Source organism: Nitrospinota bacterium, from assembly GCA_027619975.1.
Taxonomy (GTDB): domain Bacteria; phylum Nitrospinota; class Nitrospinia; order Nitrospinales; family VA-1; genus JADFGI01.
Genome location: JAQCGX010000058.1, coordinates 1 through 8,947, shown reverse-complemented (window position 1 = coordinate 8,947; position 8,947 = coordinate 1). Strand labels below are relative to the sequence as shown.

Genomic DNA, 8,947 nt, shown 5'->3' with positions numbered 1-8,947 from the left:
GTCTGGTGCGACTATCTCGCCAAGTTCTGCCAGTTCCCGGTGAAGTTCCCAGCCGATCTGGCCATTTTTCCCAATCAGCAAAATACGCATTTAAAGTGGTGAAAGTCAGGTTATCGAATTTAATTTAAGAAGAGCAACCGTGTCAAGATTTTCCGCGCCGGGCCAGGGAAAGTAAATATTGCCCATAGCCGTTCTTATTGAGCGGCGCCGCCAGTTTTTCCAGGTCGGTTGCCGAAATCAGCCCCAGGTTGTAGGCGATCTCCTCCGGGCAGGAAATTTTGAGACCCTGGCGATTTTCGATGGTCTCAATGAAGTTGGCGGCGGCCAGCAGGGAGTCGTGCGACCCGGTATCCAGCCAGGCGTAACCCCGTCCCATTTTTTCCAGGGTCAACTGGCTCTTTTCCAGATAGGCCTTGTTGACATCGGTGATTTCCAGTTCGCCCCGAGCCGAGGGTTTCAAGCTGGCGGCGATATCCACGACGGAGTTATCGTAAAAATACAATCCGGTGATGGCATAGTTGGACTTTGGCTGTTTGGGTTTTTCTTCAAGGCTGACAACTTTTCCCGCAGCGTCGAACTCGGCAATTCCATAACCCTCCGGGTCCTTGACCCAATATCCGAACACGGTGGCCCCTTGCTCTCGTTCTCTGGCTTTTTGCAAAATGGAACCCAATCCCTGCCCATAGAAAACATTGTCGCCAAGGATGAGACAGCACCCATCATTGCCGATGAACTCCCGGCCAATGATAAACGCCTGCGCCAGCCCTTCGGGGTTCGGTTGCGCCGCATAACTTATTTGAATGCCCCATTGACTGCCGTCCTTGAGCAACGCCTGGAATAAAGCCTGGTCGGCAGGTGTGGTGATTATCAGGATGTCTTTGATGCCCGCGAGCATGAGGGTGCTCAAGGGATAATAGATCATTGGCTTGTCGTACAGCGGCATCAATTGTTTGCTGACCACCTGGGTCAGGGGGAACAGCCGTGACCCCGAACCGCCGGCAAGAATGATTCCTTTATTTATCATAAAAGTTGTGTAGAGCTTCTCAAGATTGATATTTTTAAGTTTTTGTAACTGCCAAACCCCTAAGAGAGCTTGGTATAAGAACAAGAGCCCCTCATCCCCGCCTTCTCCCCAGAGGGGAGAAGGGGTTTTCCCCTCTCCCCCATTGGGGGAGAGGATTAAGGTGAGGGGGAATTTAGTTTTTCTAGCATAAATTTTTCCGTTTCCTAAGAGCCGAGTCCCAACCGTTCGCCGCGATAGGCTCCAGACATCACCCGCTCGACCCAGGTCTGGTTTTCCAGATACCATTGGATGGTTTTACGAAGTCCGGTATCAAATGTTTCCTTTGGACTCCAGCCCAGCTCGCGTTGTATTTTCCCTGAATCAATGGCATAGCGACGGTCGTGCCCCGGTCGATCAGCAACGAATTTGATGAGTGATTTGTGCGGCTTAAAAGAAGACTTTGGCGCCATTTCATCGAGGAGACTGCACAGAGTGTGGACCATTTCAAGATTGGCCTTTTCGTTGCTTCCGCCAATGTTGTACACTTCGCCCAGGCGGCCTTTTTCGAGAACCGCAAGAATGGCGCGGCAATGATCTTCGACATAAAGCCAGTCGCGGATTTGTTGTCCATCGCCATAAACCGGAAGCGGCTTTCCTGTCAATGCATTATGAATCATCAACGGAACCAGTTTCTCTGGAAACTGGCAGGGGCCGTAATTGTTGGAGCAGTTTGTGGTCAGAACCGGAAGCCCGTAAGTCTGGTGGTAAGACCTCACCAGATGGTCAGAGGAAGCTTTTGAAGCGGCATACGGGGAGTTGGGTGCATACGGGGTTTCTTCGGTAAAATATCCCGTTGCCCCAAGAGACCCGAACACTTCATCGGTGGACACGTGCAGAAACCGGAAACCGGCTTTCTTTTCACCTTTGAGCGCACTCCAGTACTTGCGGGCGGCTTCCAGGAGTTTGAAGGTTCCCGTAATATTAGTTTCAATGAACGGCGCCGGACCGTCTATGGAGCGGTCGACATGCGATTCCGCCGCAAAGTTGATAATGGCATCCGGCTGGTGTGCTTCCAGCAATTGGGAAACGCGATCGGGGTCGCAGATATCGCCTGCCTCGAAGGCATAGTTCGGATGCGAGGCAACGGATGCGAGGGATTCCAGATTCCCGGCATAGGTTAATTTGTCGTAATTGAGAACTTTGACGTCATCGGAGGTAAGCAGGTTTAAAATGAAATTGCAGCCGATAAAACCAGCGCCGCCGGTCACAAAATGGGATTTCATATTGGAAGAGTCAGCCTGATGCTTTATCGGGTTGAAGAAATTTCTACCACTTCGAGGGAGTATATGCGGTCTTTTTCAGGTTTGCAAGAGGGTCGAACGGCTGGATTCTTTTCTTGATCAATGGATAAATCGATGGATAAAACGAATCCGGTAGCAGTCATCATTGTGAACTGGAACTTGGGCAAAGATCTGGAGAAATGCCTTGCCGCGCTGACCCATCAAACCCGCCCGCCGCAGGAAGTGATCGTCGTGGACAATGCGAGTTCAGATGATTCGCTCTCAGGAATTGAGGAACAATTCCCACATGTCGAATTGATCCGCCTCCATGACAATACCGGGTTTTCTCATGCCAACAACCTGGGTGCGGAAAAAGTGAAAGCCTGTGACTGGATCGCTTTTTTGAATCCAGATGCTTTTGCTGAACCTAATTGGCTGGAAAACCTGATCCGCGCCGCAGAAGGCAAGCCGGAGTTTTCATTTTTTGGCAGTCATATGTTGCGCCATGGGGCCGCCGATGCGATGGACGGAACCGGGGACATCTACCATGTCAGCGGTTTGGCCTGGCGGCGGGATCACGGTTTGAGTGCATCAAAAACCAATAGAAGGACGGATGAAATTTTTTCAGCCTGCGCGGCGGCGGCGATGATCCAGAAGGATATTTTTCTTGAGGCTGGTGGGTTTGACGAAACCTTTCATTCCTATTTTGAAGATGTCGATCTGGGTTTTAGAATCCGCTTGGCGGGGCATCGCTGTCTTTATGTTGCCGATGCCGTGGTGGCGCATGTGGGGTCCGGGTCCACGCACCGCACCAGCGATTACGCGGTCTATCATGGCAACCGCAATCTGGTTTGGGCCTATGTGAAAAATATGCCCAGTTACCTTTTATGGATTTATCTTCCCCAGCATTTGCTCGCCAATATCGCGGCTTTGCTTTGGTTCACGATCCAGGGAAAAGGCAAGGTTATCTTTCGGGCGAAGTGGGATGCCGTCAAGGGCCTGCCGAGAGTTCTCGCCCAGCGCAAAACAATCCAGGGCAATTTAAAAGTCTCAGTCCGCGAGATAAGAAGGGTGTTGGTCAAGGGCTGGTTCCTGCCTTACTCCAAACGCAAGAGAGCGGTTTAAAGGATTTTTTAAATCACATGGAACCCTTGAAGCAGAAAAAACAAAACCCGTTGTTTACCGCAAAGGCGCAGAGGACGCAAAGAAAACCAAGAGAAAAATTGGACAGGATTAACAGGATAGACAGGATGAAAAACAAACTCCTCCCCTTACGAATGAGACCTTTGCGTAAGTCGAGAATCTTCATGGAGTTTGCCCTGAGACTATTCTATACGTCATCGCGAGCCGCAAAGCGGCGTGGCGATCCAGGATTCTGGATTGCTTCACTTCGTTCGCAATGACGGGTTACGCAAAGGTCTCCTTACGAAGGGGAGGCTGGGAGGGGTGGTTTCACCGCCAAGATGCAGAGAACGCAAAGAAAGCCTGGAGGAAAAATCCCTCTCCCCTCCAGAGGGGAGAGGCTAGGTGAGGGGAGGACTTGTTTTACAAAATTTCTTTAATCATTTCTGCATCTCCCGCAACCGTTTTTGGATGGCTTCGCGGCGGGCCGGGTCATCATTTAATTGCAACGCCACCTCCAGATGTTGGCGGGCCTGATTGGGGTTGCCTTTAGTATCCAGCAGAAGAACGGCCAGGTTGTAATGCGCGTCCGGCAAATTGGGATTGAGGGAAACGGCGTTGTTAAACTCCAGAATTGCTTGTTCCGGTTTTTTGCTTTGAATGTACAAAATCCCCAGATTGTTATGCGCTCTGGCCTCGGCTGATGGGTTTCCCTGCACGCTTTTGAAAGCTTCTATTGCCAGACTCTCTTTTCCCATTGCCGCGAAAATTTTACCTGCTAACAAACGCCCCTCGGCGGAACCGGGAACTTGTTGCAGGTAGCGGTTGATATCCTGCTCCGCTTCTTCTCCAGCAATGGTACGGGTTATCGGACCCTGGCATGGAGGAAGCGCTGTCTGATCGGATCAGTTTCCGGCGTTTTGTAGGTTTGAGTTTGTCCATGCCGCTGGCGATGGCGGGGCTTTTGGGACTGTTTATGAAAAGCGGGTTTCTGAAAGACATCCGTCTTGCGCTCCTGGCTTACCTGGCAGGGATATTTTCGATCATTCTTTTGTACCCGGAGGATTCTGCCTCTTACGGTCACCGGCACCTGATATCCGCGCTTCCGGTGTTTGCCTTGGGGTTGGCGCGGTTGCTTGAATGGTGCTCGAACCGTAAAGGCTTGTGGCCTGTGGCAATGAGCCTTGTCATTATCGGGGTGCTGGCGCAATACTTTATGATCGTTCAGTACAAGGTTTCCCTGCCTTACAACCACCCGCAATTTACCTGGGAGGCGTTGGCAAATCTTCCTCATCTGGTCCTGGAGAGGCCCGGTCAATTATTGCGATCGTCCAATTTTTTTAAGTTGATGTTTCTGGACAATCCTGGGAAAGCGGATTTCAGGGATGTTCTTTTCATGGTAATTTTCCCCCTGTCTCAAGGGATCGCCATCCTTGGGGTCGGCTGGCTGGTGGTCCGGTTTCCTTTTAAAAACCGCATTCAGACTATTTTGTCTTCGCCCAAAATCCTGCTGGGAATGGGAATGTTCACGTCCCTGTTATTGATTGGAATTCTACTTGGGGCCGCTCCCATAAAAACACCGGAAGAAATTCAAGCCAGGGTGGACTATTTTAAGCGGTTGCAGGAAGGAGACTCCCTGTTGGCGGGCAGAAAATTGGAACAGGCGCGATTGGCTTATCAGGAAGCGGCTGAATTATTGCCTTCGCACTGGAACCCCTACTTCAAATTAGGGGCGAGTTGGAATGTGCAGGGCAATCTGGATCAGGCCAATGCGTTTTACGCCAAAGGGTTGCAGTTGAATCCGACTCATACCGTGGCGTTGACCAATTATGGCAATAACCTGAATTTTATGGGAAAATTAGAAGAGGCGGAAAGCAAGCTGAAAGACGCCATCCGCGCCTGGCCCTTCAATAAAATCGCCTATGACGCCCTGGCGCAGGTGTATATTAAAATGCAAAAACCGGATCAGGCGGTGGCCGAACTCAAGCGGGCGTTGGACATGGACCCGAATTACGGAGCCGGGCACGTCAACCTGGCGGTGGCGTATACTCTGTTAAATAGAGGGGAGATGGCCGTAGCGCATCTGAATCGGGCCGTAGCGCTGGGTATCAAAGGCCCTGTGATCGATCAACTGGTAAGTTTGTACAATAAAGAAACTTCTGGCGCGAAGCCGCAATAAATTTAAAAAGCAGGTAATGTGATGATTGATGAAATAGATTATTTCCCCAAAAGAGATAAATATAAGAAAAAAAAGGGCGGCGATAGCGCCGAGGAATGGGATGCCTTGAAAAAAGTCAAAACCGGTCAGGATACCGCCAAAGGCAAACCTCAAATAAAACCGGGAAAAGAGAAAGCCCCGGAAAACAAAAAAGAATAGAATTCTGAGACACCGTTTTTTTTCCTCATGCCGAACTTCCCTTGTTCCCCGCCTTTGAAAAAACTGAGCCAGTCCTTTCAATTTCTGAAACTTTGAAAAGTGTACCGTCCAGTAGTCAGATGGTATAATACCTGGAACAATATTCCCTTAACAAACGATTTGGAGTTGGCTCATGACCGTGATTCGTAATTGGCATGTAAAGTGTGCTCATCTATATACAGCAGGAATTCTTGCCGTATTTATGTTATGGCCTGCTCAGGCTTTTAGTGGGATTGCTGAAACTCTCGCTTCCGGCGATGTGGCTCTAGAGAAGAAGGAATATTCCGTCGCGGAAAAATTATTTTCCCAGGCGTTGGAGACGGACCCGGAAAATTTTCGCGTTATGAAGTCTCTCGCCGAAACAAAGATCGGTTTGAAAAAGTATCAGGAAGCCAATGATTTGATCGACCGGCTTCTGGCAATGAAGGTTTCCAACGGCAGACAAGTTCTCGTGACCCTTGAAGGGGAGACGGAAGCGCTGGAAGCAGAATTGGTGGATGAAACCGTTATTTTGGAAGAAGCCGACAAGAACAATATGCGAAACTACCTGAATCCGGCAAGTTCCGAACCCGTTGCCCATTACCGGTTTTTCTTTTTAAAAACTGGGAAGATGGAATTGGTCCCAAAGCACAGGGCGACGTTTAAATACATTGGCGTGCCGCGGCAAGATAGGGTGTATGTGCAGGAAATGCAAAGCGATGTCAAAATTCAATTGATTCAGGCGGAAGGTTCCGGCGCACCGACTGAAATGGTTAGCATCGAAGCGGGTTGTTTTCAAATGGGCAGTGATAAAGGCGCTCAAGATGAACAACCGGTGCATGAAGTTTGCGTTTCGGCATTTAAAATGGATAAGTTTGAAGTGACCCAGAGACAATTCCAGCAAACTATGAATACCAATTCTTCGCGTTTTAAAGGAGCCGATCTGCCCGTTGAAAGCACCACTTGGATTGAAGCGGATATCTACTGTACCAAGGTTGGCAAGCGTCTGCCTACCGAAGCGGAATGGGAATACGCCGCCCGAGCGGGGTCTACAACCAACTTCTATTGGGGAGATGAGTTTGATCCTAAAAAGGCCAACTATTGCGACCAATCCTGCTCGGCAAATTTAAGAGACCCAAATAACTCTGACGAGTTTGCATTCACCGCCCCGGTAGGGTCTTTTCCTCCCAATGCCTATGGCCTTCACGACATGGCCGGCAATGTCAACGAATGGGTTGCCGATTGGATGGAAACCAACTATTACCGGATGAGCCCTAAGAAAGATCCAAAGGGTGCGTTTCGATCGGAACGCGTCATGCATGGTGGAACCAATAACAAAATTTTTAGAGGCGGTTCTTGGACAACCGGCGCTTCCGATTTGCGACCCTCAAACCGCAAAGCTATGTGGGTGGACTACCGGATTGATAGCGTGGGATTTCGCTGTGCGGTGGATTTTTAAAAAAGGGAGTTTTTTACTCTGGATTAAATTTTCATGATTCCCGCAATTTGGTTTTAAGAATTTTCCCGGTGGCGTTTTTGGGAAGCGATTCATAGAACTGGATGCTGTCGGGAATCATGAAAGCCGGAAGCCGTTTTCTGCAGAACTCCTTGAGCGCATGTGCATCGGCCGTGGCGCCTTCTCTTAAGACAACGCAGACTTTGACCTTTTCCCCCAGCCGGTCATCGGGGATGCCGATGGCGGCTACTTCCAAGATTCCCGGATGGTTCATCATCACGTTTTCAATGGTGAGTGGAGCGACGTTCTCCCCGGCGCGGATGATGAGGTCTTTTTTCCTGCCCGCCGAAATATAAAGCAGGTTGTTTGCATCCATATGGCCGAGGTCTCCGGTTTTTAACCACCCGTCGCTGGTTAAGATTTCTTCGGTTTCCTTTGGGTTTTGCCAATACCCCTGCATGACCGTTTCTCCCTGTACCCAGATTTCCCCCACATCTCCTTGCTTGACAGGTTGCCCCGTTTCGTCAACGATTTTAAGTTGTAAATTTTTCAGCACCGGGCCTACCGAACCGGGAACACCTCCATTTTGAAAGGTGTTGACGGCGATCACGGGAGAGGTCTCGGTGAGCCCGTAGCCTTCCAGCACGGCGGTCCCAAGAATGTCCCGGACTCTTTCGTGCAAGACTTCCGGCAACGAAGCGCCTCCTGAGATGCAAGCGCGGAGTGAGGAAACGTCGTAACCGCCGCGTGCAAAGATATCAAGGAGGAAGGAATAAATCGTCGGTACCAACGGAAGCAGGGTGGCCTGGTGTTTGGTGACGGTGGCAAGAATGGTTTTTGGAGCAAATTGTCTTAACAGGATCAGTGTGGCTCCCTGCCGCAAAAGCACGAGAGACATGATGTTGCCAAAAGAATGAAATAACGGCAGGGCGACGATGGCCCGGTCTTTACCGGAAATTTCCAAATGCTCCAGAAACCCGTCACAATTGGTGTTGAATTGCTTCTCGTTGAGCATCACTCCCTTAGGACGGCCCGTGGTGCCGGAAGTATAAAAAATCGTGTCGGGAATGGATGGGTCCTTGCTGTGCGGGCCTTCCTTGTGGTTGCCAAGTAGTAAAAAATCCTCGAAGGCCAGGGTGCCGGGTCCCAATGGCGCGAGGTCGACTTCTCCGACCACAATTTTGTGCAGGAACATCTGGAAAAAGGGCAGGGTTTCTTTTTTTATAAACATCGAGTCCACCACCAGAGTATCAACCCCGGCATTTTTAGTGATGAAAACCAGATCCTCCGGGCCCAGAAGGAAATTAAACGGAACAATGGGCAGACCTTTGTGTAATGCGCCCAGAAAGGCAATCAGGTACTCCTTTTGATTCAGGCAAAAAATCCCCAGCTTGCTGTGCGGGTTGAGGTCGAGTCCGGTCAAGGCGCTGGAGAACTTTTCAACCTGCTCCAAAAGTTCACGATAGGTGAGGGTTTGGTCGCCGTCAATAATGGCCGGATGATCGGGAATGTTTTCAGCGTGGGTTTTGATATAATTATAAAATTCAAGCGCCATGATTGCCTCGAAGAATTTTTTAGATCAGATAATTATAAAGACAAATTTTTATTGATATGGATTAATTTTAGGGCATCTCTAAAAATAGACTAAATGTTCCTAATCGTTAATTTAAGGAGATGGCTTTGTTTTAGTG

Annotated in this window: 9 protein-coding genes and 1 pseudogene; 5 read left to right on the top strand and 5 right to left on the bottom strand. The window is 49.7% G+C overall.

Annotated elements, in window-relative coordinates; genetic code table 11:
* From O3C58_13755 to rfbB, 3 genes are all read right to left on the bottom strand, one after another.
* Positions 1 to 90, bottom strand: a 90-nt coding sequence (locus tag O3C58_13755; protein ID MDA0692916.1) for a sugar nucleotide-binding protein, incomplete at its 3' end; no start/stop codon positions are given.
* Positions 91 to 142: 52 nt separating this feature from the next.
* Positions 143 to 1,024, bottom strand: coding sequence for a glucose-1-phosphate thymidylyltransferase RfbA (rfbA, locus tag O3C58_13750; GenBank protein ID MDA0692915.1), 882 nt, complete (start codon positions 1,022 to 1,024; stop codon positions 143 to 145).
* A gap of 203 nt (positions 1,025 to 1,227) precedes the next feature.
* Positions 1,228 to 2,286 (bottom strand): dTDP-glucose 4,6-dehydratase, encoded by a 1,059-nt coding sequence (rfbB, locus tag O3C58_13745; GenBank protein ID MDA0692914.1) that lies wholly within the window; start codon positions 2,284 to 2,286, stop codon positions 1,228 to 1,230.
* Positions 2,287 to 2,418: 132 nt separating this feature from the next.
* Between rfbB and O3C58_13740 the strand changes: the two genes are divergently transcribed.
* On the top strand, positions 2,419 to 3,408 hold the full coding sequence (locus O3C58_13740) for a glycosyltransferase family 2 protein (protein MDA0692913.1): 990 nt from the start codon (positions 2,419 to 2,421) through the stop codon (positions 3,406 to 3,408).
* A 437-nt stretch (positions 3,409 to 3,845) separates the two neighbouring features.
* Here O3C58_13740 and O3C58_13735 read toward each other — a convergent pair whose 3' ends face one another.
* Positions 3,846 to 4,190: a tetratricopeptide repeat protein gene (locus tag O3C58_13735; protein ID MDA0692912.1), complete on the bottom strand. Its 345-nt coding sequence runs from the start codon at positions 4,188 to 4,190 to the stop codon at positions 3,846 to 3,848.
* A gap of 56 nt (positions 4,191 to 4,246) precedes the next feature.
* Between O3C58_13735 and O3C58_13730 the strand changes: the two are divergent.
* From O3C58_13730 to O3C58_13715, 4 genes and pseudogenes are all read left to right on the top strand, one after another.
* A pseudogene (locus O3C58_13730) lies at positions 4,247 to 4,342 on the top strand (transposase).
* 585 nt (positions 4,343 to 4,927) lie between these two features.
* Positions 4,928 to 5,584, top strand: a complete 657-nt coding sequence (locus tag O3C58_13725) for a tetratricopeptide repeat protein (GenBank protein MDA0692911.1) — start codon at positions 4,928 to 4,930, stop codon at positions 5,582 to 5,584.
* A 21-nt stretch (positions 5,585 to 5,605) separates the two neighbouring features.
* A complete protein-coding gene (locus tag O3C58_13720; protein ID MDA0692910.1) occupies positions 5,606 to 5,782 on the top strand; it encodes a hypothetical protein in 177 nt (58 codons plus the stop codon).
* A 241-nt stretch (positions 5,783 to 6,023) separates the two neighbouring features.
* Positions 6,024 to 7,259 carry an SUMF1/EgtB/PvdO family nonheme iron enzyme gene (locus O3C58_13715; GenBank protein ID MDA0692909.1) on the top strand — a complete coding sequence of 412 codons (1,236 nt, stop codon included), beginning with the start codon at positions 6,024 to 6,026 and terminating at the stop codon, positions 7,257 to 7,259.
* 31 nt (positions 7,260 to 7,290) lie between these two features.
* Here the strand turns inward: O3C58_13715 and O3C58_13710 are convergent, their stop codons facing one another.
* The gene (locus tag O3C58_13710) at positions 7,291 to 8,811 is read right to left on the bottom strand and encodes an AMP-binding protein (protein ID MDA0692908.1); all 1,521 of its coding nucleotides are present in this window, start codon (positions 8,809 to 8,811) and stop codon (positions 7,291 to 7,293) included.
* Positions 8,812 to 8,947 lie beyond the last annotated feature (136 nt).

Coding starts and splice junctions, on each gene's coding strand:
- rfbA (MDA0692915.1), bottom strand. CDS start 1,024: ATGATAAATAAAGGAATCATTCTTGCCGGCGGTTCGGGGTCACGGCTG.
- O3C58_13725 (MDA0692911.1), top strand. CDS start 4,928: ATGTTCACGTCCCTGTTATTGATTGGAATTCTACTTGGGGCCGCTCCC.
- O3C58_13740 (MDA0692913.1), top strand. CDS start 2,419: ATGGATAAAACGAATCCGGTAGCAGTCATCATTGTGAACTGGAACTTG.
- O3C58_13720 (MDA0692910.1), top strand. CDS start 5,606: ATGATTGATGAAATAGATTATTTCCCCAAAAGAGATAAATATAAGAAA.
- O3C58_13710 (MDA0692908.1), bottom strand. CDS start 8,811: ATGGCGCTTGAATTTTATAATTATATCAAAACCCACGCTGAAAACATT.
- O3C58_13715 (MDA0692909.1), top strand. CDS start 6,024: ATGTTATGGCCTGCTCAGGCTTTTAGTGGGATTGCTGAAACTCTCGCT.
- rfbB (MDA0692914.1), bottom strand. CDS start 2,286: ATGAAATCCCATTTTGTGACCGGCGGCGCTGGTTTTATCGGCTGCAAT.